Here is a 13197-nt window from a genome sequence, read left to right as displayed (position 1 = left end):
CGTGTACCTCCTAGGTCAGCGCGAGGATTCCGATGATGACGCCCACGGCGAAACCCCGCATGAAGTCATCGCCGTCGTTGAGCGCATCCATGGCCTCGAGCTCGGTGAACTCGAGCGCCGGCGTTGCGGTCGACATGTGTACCTCCTTCCGTTCTTGAACCCGTGCGGCCGGGCTGGATCACGTGGCGGCCGCGGCTCCGATCCCGATGAGGACCAGGGCACCGATCACGCCCTTGTAGAAGCTGTCCCAGCTGGGAGCCTCCATCGGCTCGAGCTCCTGGAATCGGATGCTCGTCTCCGTGCTTTCGTTCATTCACGTCACCTCCTCTCCGTCACTCGTGGGTGGTCGGCGGGGGCCGACCGAGGTGCGCTCCAGCGGGAGTCGCGGAGCACGGCGTCGATCTCCTCTGCACGGAGACCGCGCAGCATGGGGCGATGAGCTCCCCACGCCGTCTCCACCGCGGCGGCGATGCGGTCGATCTCCGGAGCGCTCGGGCGCGGCGGCGTCGAGAGAGCTCCCCGGTCAAGGAGGGCGGAGACGCCGGCAACCGGTTCGCGGGGCAGTGAGGTCCCGCTCGCGACACCCGCCCAGAAGGATCGGAGGCTGTCCCGGTCGCCCCACCGGGCGTCCCCCGCGCCGATCCGCCGCCAGACGGCGGCGATGACGGCGGCAGTGGCGACCATCTTGCGGACACCGAGGTGGAAGGCGACCTCATTCGCCAGATACCAGTGTCGGGCGCTGTACAGATCGGGTCCGCGGAGCGCGGCCGTGCGCTGGGTCGCGGCGCTCAGCCGCGCCAGGCGCAGCCGTCCCGTCGTCGACATCACGTCTGCAGAGGCTGCTTCAAGCAGCGCCCGGCCGAGGACCCGCGCGTCGCGGTCGGCCCGCGCCGTCCGCGGACTCGTCGAGGCGCCGGCCAGCCGGAGGAAGGCCTCCAGCGCGCCTTCTCGGACGGCAGCGGGGGTGAGCGTGGCGAGCTGGTCGGAATCGAGGACGGCGTGCCGCGGACGCAGCGAGCGACCGATGAGGAGCCGAGCCCCGCGGCCGTTCCGGAGAATGGCGACGCTGTTCGTCTCCGACGACGTGCCGAGCGTCGTCGGCACCGCGATGATGTCGACCGGCGGAGGCGCGTCGGGCAGGATCGTGAGCGCCGAGGTCGCCGCGTGCCGCAGGGCGAAGTCCAGAAGGCGACCGGGGCTGAGCGCGAGCGCGGCGATCTTGCTCGCATCGAGGACGCTTCCGCCTCCCACGGCCACGATGACCTCGGGCGGTCGCCGGACGATCTCCTCAACGATCAGGACGATGCCGGGCTCGTCCACCGCCGAGGCGTCCACTGTCATCGTCCGGGCCGGCTGCGCGGCGGGAAGGGGGCGCGCGACGGCCGCGTCGGCGATCACCAGCGTGTCGCGTCCCGCTGTCAGACCCACCATCGTCTCTCGTGCGCGCGGCCCGTGCCACAGCGTGGGGACGCGTGCGGTGAACGGCACGGTCATGTCACCGCCTCCCGCACGCGCGCCAGGCCGCCTCGCACGGCCCGGTCGGTCTCCGCTACGTCCGCCGCGGTGAATCCGTAGCCGGGGATGAGCTGGATGGAGCTCGGCCCGGGGTGCACCACGACGCCGCTGTCGGCGATGGCGGACACCACCTCCAGGACGTCGGTCCCAGAGAGCGGGGATCCGTCCGGGCGGCGGAGCCCCACCCCGATGAAGCAGCCGCTGCCGGTGACCTCGGCGACGATCCCGTCGTCCTGCCACGTGCGCGCGAGGCGGTGCAGTACGGCGGCGAGCGCCTGCGCTGTCGTCTCGACGTCGATGCGGCGGAGCTCGTCGATCACGGCGAGGACCGCGGCCGCACACGCGGGCGTGCCCGCCTGCGTCTCCCCGTGCACGAAGGTCCAGCCGCCCCGAGCGAACGCCGTCGCGATGCGAGGTCCGATGAGGAGCGCCGCGGCCCCCATCGCGCCGTTCGTCAGCGCCTTCGACACGATGAGGATGTCGGGAGCCGCGGCCCAGCGATCAGTCGCGAACAGGGTGCCGGTGCGCCCGAAACCCGTGGCGACCTCGTCGGCGACGAGCAGGAAGCCGTGGCGCTCTCGCAGGTCGAGGAGACGGTCGATGAAAATCGAGGACAGCGCGCGGGCCCCACTGCCCAGGACGGGCTCCACGACGACGGCGGCGACTCGGGCCCCTTCACGCTCCAGTAGCGCTGCGAGCTCGTCCCCGTCATCCGCGTGCGACACGTGCCGCACGGTCCTCCGGTCGACACCGTAGACCGATTGCAGGAGGTCGTCGCCGCTCAGCCCGTGGCTGCCGTACATCGTGCCGTGATAGCTGCCGCGGAGTCCGACGACGAGCGCCCGGGAGCCCGAGCCCTGCTGCGCCCAGTACTGCCGAGTGAGCTTCATCGCGGCGTCGTTGGCCGCTCCCCCCGACGTCGAGAAGATCACGCGGCGGTACCGCTCGGAACCGGCGAGGGCGACGAGGGCGTCGGCGGCGTCCTCGGCATATCGATGCGGAGCGCGGAACAGCGACAGGTAGGACGCGTTGTACGTCGCTCTGCTCACCGCGTCGGCGATCGCGGGATTGCCGAAGCCGAGCGGGACGTTCCACAGGCCGCTCGTCGCACAGAGGCGCTGTGAGCCGTCCGCGTAGGTGATCCGATTTCCGCAGGCGCCGACCGCGACACGGTCCGGGGTGAAGGCGGTGTCGGCGGGGAGCATCGACGTCCACAGCGCGTGCGGCTCGGTCATCGGTCACCGTCCCGCGCCGTGTCCCGGATCGGCCGGCCGAGGTGGACTCCGAGCACCTCGAGAGCGTCGAGGCACAGTCGCCGCGCCTGGGAGTCGGGCAGCCCCTGCGCCCGCGCCACGCGGGCCGCTGCCAGCGCGCGCGTGCGTGAGGTCTGAAGGGCGTCGACGACGGCGGCCGTGAGCGGTGACAGAAGGTGCCGACGGAGTGTTCCGACATCGGCCAGGAGGAACCCCTCGGCGGTGTCGAGCAGGAAGGGGTCGGTGGCCGAGGGCTCCGCATCCGCGAGGCCGTCGTCGAGCAGCGCCCAGCCGAAGCCCGCGATTTGAGCGGCGCCGTTCGGCAGGCTGAGCATCTTGCGGAGGTCGGCCGCGTCGAGATATCGGGCGATCCACGGCCGGGCATCGAGCGCGGCGATGAGCTCCGTCCCGGCCGGAACCTCTCCCAGCGCGGATGACAGCGGCAGAGCCTGATCCAGGGTGCTCGACAGATCCTCGACGGGGCCGACTGCTGCGCCCTGAAGCCCGAGATGCACCCCACCGAGACGGTCGATGCGGATGGCGCTGGGAGTCTCGATTTCATGCGGCCGCGCGAGGGCGCGGCGATCCGCCAGCAGCACGCGCGGGTCGATCATCGCCGCGGCGAAGACCCCCGTGCGCCGGGCGAGCTCGGCATCGTCGAGGAAGGCGCGCCAGCTCGCGCTGTCGAAGAAGCGCATGGCTGTCGGTCCGACGATCTGAACGAAGGAGGCCGCGATGTAGTCCTGGAGCTCGACGCCGCGCCCCTCCAGGAAGAGTTCGTCCCCGACGTCGGCGAGGGTGCCGCTGTAGCGAACGAGGCGGGGCCCGGGACGCGGCGCCACCCCTTCGGGGTGGAGGACGACGTCGTCGGCACCGGCCACCGTCGCGACAGCGTCGACACCGGTCTGGCTCTCGAGGAGAAACACCCTGGCATGCGCATGATGTTCGCCCGTGATCCATGCGCGCAGCGCTCGGGGACCGACCAGCCGCACGTCGTCCGTCGGCCGGTCGCCCCGTCGTCCGGTTGTCGTATTCGTCCCCATGATTCCCCCAGAGAACCGGATCCGCCTGACGCCTTTGCGTCTTCATATGAAGATATCCAGACTCCGCCTGACGCGCAATATAACAGGCATGGGGCCTCGAGCGACGGTTCACCGGCATGTCACGAGGCCGGTGGGAGATCGGATAGGATGGACAGGTTGTTCCCTGGTGACGTGTCCGAGCGGCCGAAGGAGCACGCTTGGAAAGCGTGTGTTGTGCAAGCAACCGCGGGTTCGAATCCCGCCGTCACCGCCACCGACGAAGAAGACCTCCGCATCGCGGAGGTCTTCTTCGTTTCGGTCGCCGTCAGCCGTCGAAGCGCACGCCGTAGGTCAGGCCCCCCGGTCCAGAGGGGAGGCGGGTCATGCCGAGACGCTCGTAGAACGCGGCCGCACCGCCGTTCGCGGGGTCCATGCCCAGGTGCAGCGCGGGGACACCGCGTCCGCGCAACTCGGCGAAGAGCGTCTCGATGAGACCTCGCCCCAGCCCCTGCCCCTGGGTCTCCGGCAGCAGGTCGATGTGCAGATGCGCCGGGTACTCCGCCGCGTTCGGCTCGACACCGGGTTCCCGCGTGTAGCCGTACTCGATCAGCTTCTCCTCGCGCGTCTGCGGGTCCGTCGACTGCGGATAGCGCGCGTGGAGGGTCGGCCACCACTCGTCGCGGAACCACGTGTAGAAGGCGTCGGTGTCGTCGGTCGCGACGATGTAGCCGATGGTGCGCCCGTCCTCGGCCTCGACGACCCACGCGAGCTCCGGGTGCCGCTCGACGTACGGCACCGCGAAGAGGTTCCCCCAGAGCTCGTCGTCGGACAGCACGCCGGTGGCGTCGCCCCCGGCGTCCGCCGTCTTGACGCAGATCTCGAACATCGCCGCGCGATCACTCGGGCTGTAGGGACGGATACGCGACACGGGGGCTCCTCCGGCGGTCAGGTTCCGCTCAGCTTATCGGCGCCTGCGGCGACCTCGACATCGCGTCGCACCCACGGCACCAGCCAGGCGGCCAGCACGAGGACGACGCCGGCGCCGACGAACGCCCCGCCGAGCGTATCCGTGGCCCAGTGCACCGACAGGAAGGTCCGCGACAGGGCCATGAGCACGATCCAGGCCGCCCCCACGATCGCCACCCAGACCCGCGGGAAGAGCACCCAGAGCACCAGCGCGATGGTCGCCGCATTCGCGGTGTGACCGGAGGGGAACGAGCCGTAGTCGCTCACGACGAGCATGTCGTGCGGGCGGGCTCGGCCGAAGATGTTCTTCAGGAGCTGGACGGCACCGGCGCTGACGAGGAAGCACAACGCGGCGAACAGCGCCCCCCGCCATCGGCGCAGGAGCAGCAGGATCGCGATGGTCGCCAGCGGCACGGCGAGGATGGCGACCCAGCCACCGCCGATCCAATTCAGCGCGAGGGCGAAGCTCAGCATCCAGTCCGCGCGGACCGCCGCGATGGTGTCGTTCCACCACTGGTCGAGCCCCGGCGTCTGCGGATAGACGAAGACGACGAGCGCGCCGAGGGCAGTGGCCAGGAGGAGGCAGGCGACGCCCCACCACAGCAGCATCCGTCGATTCATCGTCCCATTGTGACGGACGCCCCCGCGATCGCGAGTCGCCGTGCCGGTCAGCGGGCGATGCGGGCGAGACCCTCCTCGAGATCCGCGATGAGGTCGGCCACGTCCTCGATGCCGACCGAGAGGCGCACGACGTTCTCCGGGACGGCGAGCTCGGTGCCGCGGACCGACGCGTGGGTCATCTCCGGCGGGTAGCCGATGAGCGACTCCACGCCGCCGAGCGACTCGGCGAGCTGGAACACGCGCGTGCTCTCGGCGAAGGCCCGGGCGGCGTCCGCACCCGCGGCGAGACCGAGCGACAGCATGCCGCCGAAGCCGCTCATCTGCCGCGCCGCGATCTCGTGACCGGGGTGCGACGGGAGGCCGGGATAGAACACCTGCGCGAACTCCGGCCGCGCCTGGGCCCATTCGGCGATGGCCTGCGCGTTCTCGGAGTGCTGGCGCACCCGCACCGCGAGGGTCTTGATTCCGCGGGTCGTCAGCCAGGCGTCCAGAGGCGCCGAGACCGCACCCACCGCGAACTGCTGGAACTTCACGGCCTCGACGAAGCGGTCGTCGCCGAAGACGACGGCGCCGCCGAGCACGTCGGAGTGACCGCCCAGGTATTTCGTCGTCGAGTGCACGACGAGGTCGGCACCGAGCGCGAGCGGCTGCTGCAGAGCCGGCGAAGCGAACGTGTTGTCCACCACGACGAGGGCACCGGCCGCGTGTGCGACCTCGGCAATGAGGGCGATGTCGATGACCTTCAGCAGCGGGTTGCTCGGGGTCTCCAGCCACACGATGCGGGTCTCGGGACGGATGGCCGCCCGGATCACGTCGACGTCGGAGAGCTCGACGGTGGTCGTGTCGATCCCCCAGGGCGCGAGCACCTTCGTCAGCAGGCGATAGGTGCCGCCGTAGACGTCGTTGCCGAGGAGCACGTGGTCGCCGGGCTTGAGGATGCCGCGCAGCAACGCGTCCTCGGCGGCGAGACCGGACGCGAACGACAGCGCTCCGACCCCGCCCTCGAGAGCGGCGAGCTGCGTCTCCAAAGAGGAGCGCGTCGGGTTGCCCGCGCGGTTGTACTCGTAGCCGTCACGGAACCCGCCGATGCCGTCCTGCACGTGTGTCGAGGACTGGTAGATCGGCGGGATGATCGCCCCGGTGACCGGGTCGGGTGCCTGCCCGGCGTGGATGGCTCGGGTGGCGAAGGCGTGATCGTGGTCGGACATGCCCTCAGCCTACGTCCGGGCCCGCCGACCGGTCTCGGGCTGTTACGTCCCGCGTCACCGGGAGAGGTAGCCGAGCAGGTCCTGTCGCGTCAGCACGGTGTGCGGCTTGCCGTCCTCGGTGACGAGGAGGGCGTCGGCGTCGGCGAGCGCGGCCCGTGCCTGCGCGACCGGCGCGTGGATGCCGATGAGCGGCAGCCGCTCCCCCACGTGTGCGCCGACGGCGTCGCTCGGTTCGGCGTCGCCCCGGAAGAGCAGGTCGAGAAGGCCCTTCTCGTCGACGGTGCCCACGACCTCGCCCATCATCACCGGCGGCTCCGCGCTGAGCACGACGAGCTGCGAAACCTCGTACTCCGTCATCATGCCGATCGCCTCGAGCACCGTGTCGGTGGGGTGAGCGTGCACGAGGTCGGGGAGGCCGTGGCGGGAGGCCCGGGCCGCGAGCACGTCGGCGACCGTCTCCCCCTCCTCCACCTCGCTGAACCCGTAGGAGCGCATCCAGCCGTCGTTGAAGATCTTGCCGAGGTAGCCGCGTCCGCCATCCGGGAGGAGCACGACCATGACCGCATCCGCCGGCAGGTCCTTCGCCACCCGCAGCGCCCCGACGACGGCCATGCCACTGGAGCCGCCGACGAGGATGCCCTCCTCGCGGGCCAGGCGCCGCGTCATCGCGAACGACTCCGCATCGCCGACGGCGACGATCTCATGCGGGACCGCAGGGTCGTACGCTCCGGGCCAGATGTCCTCGCCCACACCCTCGACGAGGTAGGGCCGACCGGTGCCGCCGCTGTAGACGCTGCCCTCCGGATCGACGCCGATGATGCGCACCGCGTCATCGGACACCTCGCGCAGATAGCGTCCCGTACCGGTGATCGTGCCGCCCGTCCCCACCCCGGCGACGAAGTGGGTGATCCGGCCATCCGTGTCCCGCCAGATCTCCGGACCGGTCGTCTCGTAGTGGCTGCGTGGGCCGTTCGGATTCTCGTACTGGTTCGGCTTGAAGGCGCCGGGGATCTCCCGTGCCAGCCGGTCGCTCACGCTGTAGTACGACTCCGGGCTGTCCGCGGGGACGGACGTCGGGGTCACGACGACCTCCGCGCCGTACGCACGGAGCACGTCGATCTTGTCCTCGCCCACCTTGTCCGGGAGCACGAAGACGCACCGGTAGCCGCGCTGCTGGGCCACGAGGGCGAGCCCGACGCCGGTGTTGCCGCTCGTGGGCTCGACGATCGTCCCACCCGGCTGCAGGTCGCCCGCGGCTTCGGCGGCATCGATGATGCGGGCCGCGATCCGATCCTTCGCCGACCCGCCGGGGTTCAGGTACTCGAGCTTCACGAGCACCGTGCACGCGATGCCCTCGGTGACGTGCTGGAGCTTCACCAGGGGCGTGTCGCCGACGAGGTCGACGATGGAGTCCGCATACTTCATCTGCTCAGGGTACGTCGAGGCGTCCCGCCGTCGGGGCTGTGTTTCACCGCCGCTTCGACAGGCTCAGCGACCTGGGTCCCTGAGCCTGTCGAAGCGCCTGAGCCTGTCGAAGGGCCTGAGCCCGTCGAAGGGTCAGCCCTTCGTCGCACCGGCCAGCAGGCCGCGCACGAAGAAGCGCTGCAGGGCGAAGAACACGATCAGCGGGACGATGATCGAGATGAACGTTCCCGCGGACTGCAGGAACCACTTGTTCCCCCAGGTGCCGGAGAGCGAGTTCAGCGCCTGCGTGATCGGCAGGGCGCCGGGCGAGGCGAAGATCGTCGCGACCAGCAGGTCGTTCCACACCCAGAGGAACTGGAAGATCGCGAACGACGCGATCGCCGGAGCCGCCAGCGGCAGGATGATCCGGAAGAACACCTGTCCGTGTCCGGCGCCGTCCACGCGGGCCGCCTCGATGATCTCGCCGGGGATCTCGGAGATGAAGTTGTGGAGCATGAACGTCGCCAGCGGCAGCGCGAAGATCGCGTGCGCGATCCAGACGCGGGCGAAGCTGTACTGCACCTCGTTCAGCCCGAACCCGGGGAAGATCGGCACGTCGTTGATCGTCAGTCCGTCCGAGAACAGGCTGAGGAGCGGCACGAGGGCCATCTGCAGCGGCACGATCTGCAGCGCGAACACGAAGATGAAGAGCATGTTCCGACCCTTGAAGTCGATCCATGCGAACGCGTACGCGGCGAGCGACGCCATCACGATCGGGAACACGGTCGCGGGGATCGTGATCGCCAGCGAGTTGATGAACGCGGTCGCGAGGGTCGTCGAGGTCCCGCCCGAGTTCCACGCCTGCACGTAGTTGTCGAACGTGAACTCCGGGTTGGAGAAGACCGTCCACCAGCCGCTGTTCTGCGTGTCGGCACCCGGGCGGAACGACGTCACGAAGAGACCGAAGGTCGGGATGGTCCAGAAGAGCGCGATGACCGCGGCCGCGATCGTCGCCCCCTTCGAGGTCAGCTTCTTGTGGGCGGTCGCCTCGTTGCGGCGCGTATCGCGCGCCACCTGACGCTTGGTGCGGTTGTCCACGACGGTGGCCTGCGTTGCACTCATCAGCGGATCTCCCTCTGCTTGGCCATCGATCGGGCGTTGTAGACGATCAGCGGCAACACGAACAGGAACAGCACGACGGCGAGCGCCGACGAGTGCCCGTAGCTCTGGAACCGCTGCTGCTGGTTGACCATCTCGAAGCCGAGGACGCTGGTCTCGTCCCGGCCGCCGGTCATCACGGCGACGATGTCGTACACCTTCAGCGAGGCGATGGTGATGGTCGTCAGCACGACGATCAGCGACGACCGGATGCCGGGGACCGTCACGTTGCGGAAGCGCTGCCAGGCGTTCGTGCCGTCGAGCTCGGCCGCCTCCATCTGCTCCACCGGCACGGCCTTGATCGCGGCCGAGAGGATCACCATGGCGAAGCCGGTCTGGGTCCAGATGAACACGATGAGCAGCATGAGCGTGTTGAGGATCGGCTTGATCGCCAGCCACTGCACCGGATCGCCGCCGAAAGCGGTGACGATCGCGTTGAGGAGACCGATCTGGTCGCCCTGACGGGCGTCGTACATGAACTTCCAGATGATGCCCGCACCGACGAACGAGATCGCCACCGGCATGAACACGAGCACCTTGAGGAACTTCTCGCCGCGAGCCCTGTCGATGAAGACGGCGTAGGCGAGACCGATGACGACCGAGATCACGGGAGCGAGCAGCGCCCAGATGATCGTGTTGATCACCGACGACGTGCCGACGGGGTTGGTGAAGACCCAGATGTAGTTCTCGAGCCCGACGAACTCGTCGCCGGTCTTGTCGAAGAAGGACTTGAAGATCGTCGAGATCGCCGGGTAGATGAGGCCCAGCAGCAGCATGATCGTCGCGGGCGCCATGAACAGCACGAGCTGGAACAGGTAGCCGGCACCCTGACGGGCGCGGAAGTCGGCGAAGAAGAGGAGCGCCCCGACGAGCAGCGCGATCGCGACGACGTACACGACGGCGTTCGCGTAGGGACGGAGCAGCAGCAGAGCGAGGACCGGGATCACCAGGCACGCGACCAGCCGCATGATGAAGTAGCCGCGACCGGGCCGGGGCGCGAACTCGATCAGCACGAGGATGATCGCTACGACCACGCCGAACACGAGCAGCACGGCGGGGATCTGCACCAGCGGGTTCAGACCGCCCAGCCACAGGAAGAAGCTGTTGAGGGAGAACCCGATCGTGATCCGCGAGGACTCCTCGGTCGGAGCGGTGAAGACGAGCAGGAGAGCCAGCGCGACGACGACCACGAAGCCGATCGCGAGGATGGTGCGCGTGGCCTTCCTTCCCTTCTCGTCGGTACCGTGCGTCGTCGGCGGCGCGTCAGCCTCGACGGGTTTCTCGATGGTCGCGTGCGACATGAACGTCCCCTTCTGGATCGTGCTGGGTTCCCGCGCAGTGTGGATCGGTGGAGCGGGGCCGGGCTGTGCAGCCCGGCCCCGCTCTGCCTACGAAGATCGCGTCGAGGCGATCAGTTCTCGTAGCCGGCCTGGATGTCGGAGAGCACCGTCTCGGTGTCCTTGCCGTCGATCCAGTCGACCATCCCCTTCCAGAACGAGCCGGAGCCGACCGTGGACGGCATCAGGTCGGAGGCGTCGAACCGGAAGGTCGTCGCGTCGTCCTGCATGATGGTCATCGCCTCCTGGAGGAACTCGCTCGACGCGAGGCTCGGGTCGGCGTTCTTGTTGGCGGAGATCACACCACCGAGCTCGACACGCGCGTCGGCGAACTCCGGCGATGCCATGAATTCGAGCACCTGCTGGGTGGCCTCGTCGTCGGAGAAGGCCGCGACGAACTCGCCGCCACCCTCGACCTGGAGCTCGCCCGCGGTCTCACCCGGCATGATGAACGCGTAGACGTCGCCGTCCGGCGCGACCTCGGGGACGTTGCCGTCCGCGGTCTCCGTGTCGAGGAAGTTCGCCGACAGGAACGAGGCCTGGTGGGTCAGCGCGCAGTCGCCCTTCGCCACCGCGTTGGCGACGTCACCGAAAGCGGTGGAGTTGATGCTCTTCACGTCGCCGTAGCCCGCGTTCACGTACTCCGGGTTGAGCAGGATCTCCCCGACGGCGTCGAAGGCCTGCTTGATCTCGGGGTCGGTGAACTTCACGTCGCCGGCCACCCAGTCGTCGTAGACGTCGGGGCCCGACTGGCGCAGGACGAGGTCCTCGATCCAGTCCGTCCCGGGCCAGCCGGACGCCGCCTCGGAGGCGAAGCCGGCGCACCAGGCCGGACCGCCGGTCTTCTCGACGATCGTGTCCGTGAGGGCGATCATGTCGTCCCAGGTCTCCGGGACCTCGACGCCCCACTCGGCGAACTGCTTCGGCGAGTACCAGACATAGCCCTTGAGGTTCGCCAGCATCGGTGCCGCGTAGAAGGTGTCGTCGAACGTACCGTACTTCTTCCAGTCCTCGGACCAGTTCTCGTCGACGGCGGTCTCCACGGCCTCGGGGGCCGGCATGACCTTGCCGGTGTCGACGAGGGTCTTGAGCAGACCGGGCTGCGGGACGATCGCGATGTCTGGGGCGTCTCCACCCGTCACCTTGGTGACGATGTTGCCCTCGAAGCCCTTGTCGCCGGTGTACTCGACCTTGATGCCGGTGTCCTTCGTGAACTGCTCGAAGGAGGCGTTCAGGTCGTCGGCCTCGACGCCGGTGATGCCGCCGGAGATCCGGACCGTGTCCTTGGTCTCCCCGCTTCCGCCTTCGCCGCTTCCGCCCTCGGCGCAGCCGGCGAGCGCGAGGGACGCGACGCCGACGAGTGCGATGGGGGCGAGCAGGCGGTATCGCTGTGACAAAGCCATGTACTTCTCCTCTTCCGGTGGATCTTCCGTCCGCCCAAGGAGAGCAATCGCCACATCCATTGGGGAACCGATTCCACGCCAACCTACTCGGGTTCCTTCGCCCCGTACAACTGGGGAAGGTTACAAGATCACAACCCTTTGACGACGGCCTCCGCTCCCGCATGGGAGCGCTCCCAGTTCCTCGCGTGTGGAACCGGTTCCTCCCCGCGTGTGGAACGGCTACGATGGCTCCCGGCGAGCGCCCGTCGGCTCGCCGTCGTGGAACCGGGTCGAGGAGGACACGATGAGCACGATCGCCGACGTCGCGACGCGCGCCGGTGTGTCCAAGGCCACCGCGAGCCGCGCCCTGAGCGGCCGCGGCTACGTCTCGGAGGAGACCAGGCAGCGCGTGGAGGAAGCGGCGCAGTCCCTCGCCTACGTCGCCCACTCCTCCGCCACGAGCCTGGCCACGGGACGCACCGGCACTGTCGGCCTGGTCATGCCGCCGGTCGACCGCTGGTTCTTCTCCGAGTTGCTGGCCGGTGTGCAGGAGGCGCTGCTCGTCCTCGACTACGACCTGTCCCTGTACGGCGTCCCCGAACGCTCGGGGACCAGGGAGCGGTTGTTCGAGAACGTGCTGCCGGGCCGGAGGTTCGACGGGATCATCGCCGTCGGCATCCAGCCCAGCGCGCGCGAACTGGAGCGCCTGCACCGCACCGGGCGCCCGCTCGTGAGTGTGGGTCCCTACAGCGCAGGAGCAAGCGCGGTCTCGATCGATGACGCGGCCGCGGCGCGGATCGCCACCGAGCATCTGATCGAACTCGGTCACACCGACATCGCGTTCGTGGGCGGCGCCACCGATGACACCGATCTCAGCTACGGAGATGCCCGCCGCCTCGCCGGCTACCGGGAGGCGCTGCACGCCGCGGGGCTGACCCCGAGGGCGCGCGTGGCCGGCGCAGCGCCGACCATGCCCGGCGGGTACGCCGCGGCGGCCGGGCTTCTCGGCGACCGGCGGCACCGTCCGACCGCGATCGTCGGCGTCTGCGACGAGGCGGCCATCGGCGCCGTGATCGCCGCCCGGCGTCTGGGCATCGCGGTACCGACCGAACTCAGCGTCGTCGGCATCGACGACCACGAGCATGCGGAGATGTTCGCTCTGACCACCATCGGACAGGCGCCGCGCGAGCAGGGGCGGGAGGCCGTCCGCCTGCTGACGCGACGGATGAGCGAGCCGGACGCCCCGGTCGAGCGCGTCGAGGCCGACTCGGCGCTCGTCGTGCGCAGTTCGACCGCGGCGCCGCGCTGATCCCCGTGAACGCACGAAGGCC

General features: G+C 69.4%; 13 protein-coding genes and 1 tRNA gene. 2 read left to right on the top strand and 12 right to left on the bottom strand.

Annotated features, from left to right (window positions below):
* Window positions 1–10: 10 nt before the first annotated feature.
* The 5 genes from mpaA2 to mpaB are packed head-to-tail and all read right to left on the bottom strand — an operon-like array spanning window position 11 to window position 3811.
* Window positions 11–136 carry an MpaA2 family daptide-type RiPP gene (gene mpaA2, locus CYL12_RS17505; protein ID WP_286120325.1) on the bottom strand — a complete coding sequence of 42 codons (126 nt, stop codon included), beginning with the start codon at window positions 134–136 and terminating at the stop codon, window positions 11–13.
* Window positions 137–178: 42 nt separating this feature from the next.
* On the bottom strand, window positions 179–313 hold the full coding sequence (gene mpaA1, locus CYL12_RS17500) for an MpaA1 family daptide-type RiPP (protein WP_286120324.1): 135 nt from the start codon (window positions 311–313) through the stop codon (window positions 179–181).
* A gap of 5 nt (window positions 314–318) precedes the next feature.
* Window positions 319–1494 (bottom strand): daptide-type RiPP biosynthesis dehydogenase, encoded by a 1176-nt coding sequence (gene mpaC, locus CYL12_RS16335; RefSeq protein ID WP_101848497.1) that lies wholly within the window; start codon window positions 1492–1494, stop codon window positions 319–321.
* A complete protein-coding gene (mpaD, locus tag CYL12_RS16330) occupies window positions 1491–2750 on the bottom strand; it encodes a daptide-type RiPP biosynthesis aminotransferase (RefSeq protein ID WP_101848496.1) in 1260 nt (419 codons plus the stop codon). The genes mpaC and mpaD overlap by 4 nt, the downstream gene beginning before the upstream one ends.
* Entirely contained in the window at window positions 2747–3811 is a 1065-nt protein-coding gene (gene mpaB, locus CYL12_RS16325) for a daptide biosynthesis RiPP recognition protein (RefSeq protein WP_158297214.1), read from the bottom strand. The genes mpaD and mpaB overlap by 4 nt, the downstream gene beginning before the upstream one ends.
* Before the next feature lie 165 nt (window positions 3812–3976).
* Here mpaB and CYL12_RS16320 point away from each other — a divergent pair.
* Window positions 3977–4064: transfer RNA gene (locus tag CYL12_RS16320), tRNA-Ser, on the top strand.
* 51 nt (window positions 4065–4115) lie between these two features.
* On the opposite strand, the gene CYL12_RS16315 is transcribed toward CYL12_RS16320, so the two are convergent.
* From CYL12_RS16315 to CYL12_RS16285, 7 genes are all read right to left on the bottom strand, one after another.
* Window positions 4116–4718, bottom strand: coding sequence for a GNAT family N-acetyltransferase (locus tag CYL12_RS16315; protein WP_199399156.1), 603 nt, complete (start codon window positions 4716–4718; stop codon window positions 4116–4118).
* Window positions 4719–4735: 17 nt separating this feature from the next.
* Window positions 4736–5377, bottom strand: coding sequence for a phosphatase PAP2 family protein (locus CYL12_RS16310; RefSeq protein WP_233486779.1), 642 nt, complete (start codon window positions 5375–5377; stop codon window positions 4736–4738).
* A 47-nt stretch (window positions 5378–5424) separates the two neighbouring features.
* The gene (locus CYL12_RS16305) at window positions 5425–6585 is read right to left on the bottom strand and encodes a cystathionine gamma-synthase (RefSeq protein WP_101848493.1); all 1161 of its coding nucleotides are present in this window, start codon (window positions 6583–6585) and stop codon (window positions 5425–5427) included.
* 54 nt (window positions 6586–6639) lie between these two features.
* Entirely contained in the window at window positions 6640–8010 is a 1371-nt protein-coding gene (locus tag CYL12_RS16300) for a cystathionine beta-synthase (RefSeq protein WP_101848492.1), read from the bottom strand.
* Window positions 8011–8142: 132 nt separating this feature from the next.
* The gene (locus tag CYL12_RS16295; RefSeq protein ID WP_025104231.1) at window positions 8143–9111 is read right to left on the bottom strand and encodes a carbohydrate ABC transporter permease; all 969 of its coding nucleotides are present in this window, start codon (window positions 9109–9111) and stop codon (window positions 8143–8145) included.
* Complete coding sequence (locus tag CYL12_RS16290; protein ID WP_101848491.1) at window positions 9111–10448, bottom strand: carbohydrate ABC transporter permease; 1338 nt, start codon at window positions 10446–10448, stop codon at window positions 9111–9113. The genes CYL12_RS16295 and CYL12_RS16290 overlap by 1 nt, the downstream gene beginning before the upstream one ends.
* Before the next feature lie 110 nt (window positions 10449–10558).
* A complete protein-coding gene (locus CYL12_RS16285) occupies window positions 10559–11887 on the bottom strand; it encodes an ABC transporter substrate-binding protein (RefSeq protein ID WP_101848490.1) in 1329 nt (442 codons plus the stop codon).
* Window positions 11888–12170: 283 nt separating this feature from the next.
* Between CYL12_RS16285 and CYL12_RS16280 the strand changes: the two genes are divergently transcribed.
* A complete protein-coding gene (locus CYL12_RS16280; protein ID WP_101848859.1) occupies window positions 12171–13175 on the top strand; it encodes a LacI family DNA-binding transcriptional regulator in 1005 nt (334 codons plus the stop codon).
* Window positions 13176–13197: the final 22 nt, after the last annotated feature.

The sequence above is a fragment of the Zhihengliuella sp. ISTPL4 genome, assembly GCF_002848265.1.
In the GTDB taxonomy this organism is placed as follows: domain Bacteria; phylum Actinomycetota; class Actinomycetes; order Actinomycetales; family Microbacteriaceae; genus Microbacterium.
Note: the sequence above shows the minus strand (reverse complement) of the source record. Positions and strands in the feature narration are given on the sequence as shown.

Excerpts from the sequence above, each read along its gene's own strand:
- mpaA2 (WP_286120325.1), bottom strand. The coding sequence starts at position 136 with ATGTCGACCGCAACGCCGGCGCTCGAGTTCACCGAGCTCGAGGCCATG.
- mpaA1 (WP_286120324.1), bottom strand. The coding sequence starts at position 313 with ATGAACGAAAGCACGGAGACGAGCATCCGATTCCAGGAGCTCGAGCCG.
- mpaC (WP_101848497.1), bottom strand. The coding sequence starts at position 1,494 with ATGACCGTGCCGTTCACCGCACGCGTCCCCACGCTGTGGCACGGGCCG.
- mpaD (WP_101848496.1), bottom strand. The coding sequence starts at position 2,750 with ATGACCGAGCCGCACGCGCTGTGGACGTCGATGCTCCCCGCCGACACC.
- mpaB (WP_158297214.1), bottom strand. The coding sequence starts at position 3,811 with ATGGGGACGAATACGACAACCGGACGACGGGGCGACCGGCCGACGGAC.
- CYL12_RS16310 (WP_233486779.1), bottom strand. The coding sequence starts at position 5,377 with ATGAATCGACGGATGCTGCTGTGGTGGGGCGTCGCCTGCCTCCTCCTG.
- CYL12_RS16305 (WP_101848493.1), bottom strand. The coding sequence starts at position 6,585 with ATGTCCGACCACGATCACGCCTTCGCCACCCGAGCCATCCACGCCGGG.
- CYL12_RS16300 (WP_101848492.1), bottom strand. The coding sequence starts at position 8,010 with ATGAAGTATGCGGACTCCATCGTCGACCTCGTCGGCGACACGCCCCTG.
- CYL12_RS16295 (WP_025104231.1), bottom strand. The coding sequence starts at position 9,111 with ATGAGTGCAACGCAGGCCACCGTCGTGGACAACCGCACCAAGCGTCAG.
- CYL12_RS16290 (WP_101848491.1), bottom strand. The coding sequence starts at position 10,448 with ATGTCGCACGCGACCATCGAGAAACCCGTCGAGGCTGACGCGCCGCCG.
- CYL12_RS16285 (WP_101848490.1), bottom strand. The coding sequence starts at position 11,887 with ATGGCTTTGTCACAGCGATACCGCCTGCTCGCCCCCATCGCACTCGTC.
- CYL12_RS16280 (WP_101848859.1), top strand. The coding sequence starts at position 12,171 with ATGAGCACGATCGCCGACGTCGCGACGCGCGCCGGTGTGTCCAAGGCC.